Origin of the sequence: Brucella grignonensis, from assembly GCF_002252505.1 — a bacterium.
In the GTDB taxonomy this organism is placed as follows: Bacteria; Pseudomonadota; Alphaproteobacteria; order Rhizobiales; family Rhizobiaceae; genus Brucella; species Brucella grignonensis.
The window spans coordinates 1-873 of record NZ_NNRL01000045.1 but is presented as its reverse complement, the minus strand read 5'-3'; the positions used below and the strand labels follow the sequence as shown (position 1 = coordinate 873).

The window sequence follows — 873 nt, the reverse complement described above, 5'->3', positions numbered from 1 at the left end:
GCCCATAAAGAGAAAAGGCGCCCGAGGCGCCTGGAAGCTTCAGATGGGAACCGTCGAACGCTCGTGGCGCGATGTTGTTGAAGCGGTCATTGTAAACACGGGCCAACCGGTCGGTGCGGTCGGGATCGGACCAGATCCAGCGCTGGAAGGCCTCCTTGATCTTGTGGAGCTTCTCCTTGGCTGCCTCGGTATCAACGACGTTGAGCACGCGCCGTTCGCTGTCGCCGTCCTTGATCGTGTCGAAGATCTGCGGCACGCGACTGTTAAGCGCATCAGTCAGCAGCTCACCTGCATGCCGGCGGCCGGTCCCCCATTCCGATGTGCCGACGGCGAGATAACCAAGCTGGCGCGCATCGACAGTCCAGGAAGCCAGTTCCGGCATATGATGGATCTTGATGTCGACGTTCATTGTCTCCTTGACGAAGGCCACTACATCGAGGGCGGGGATCCACGGCGCGCCGAGACGCGCGGTGATGTCGGACGGGCGAAGATCGACCGGCTGCACGCCCTGCAGGGCCGTGACGTTGCGCTCGTAGACTGGATCGAGAAGGGCAGCGGCTTCCGCGACCTTCAGCTTGTCGCGGACATGGCCTGACAGATAGGCATCAGCCATCTGCCAGGAACCGTCGGCGGGATCCTGGAAGATCGCGCTGCCGAGCTCGGCGACGACATCCTGCGGATCGCGGTGCAGCAACTCGGCGATATGATCGACATCGACACGGCCGCGCTCATTGAGAACCACGGCGAGCGCGTCGGCTGCGCTGGAAATCACCGGCGGCGCCGGCGGAGAGATCACCCGCTCCGTGAAGATAGGACCGGGTCTGGCCGTGTCATTTTCGACATCGTAATCCTCAATCGAGGCGACCAACCAGC

The 873-nt window shown here is 62.5% G+C and carries 1 pseudogene; it reads right to left on the bottom strand.

Annotation, left to right across the window (positions count from 1 at the left end):
* Positions 1 to 873, bottom strand: a pseudogene (locus CEV33_RS00650) (lactate dehydrogenase); the annotation flags it as partial.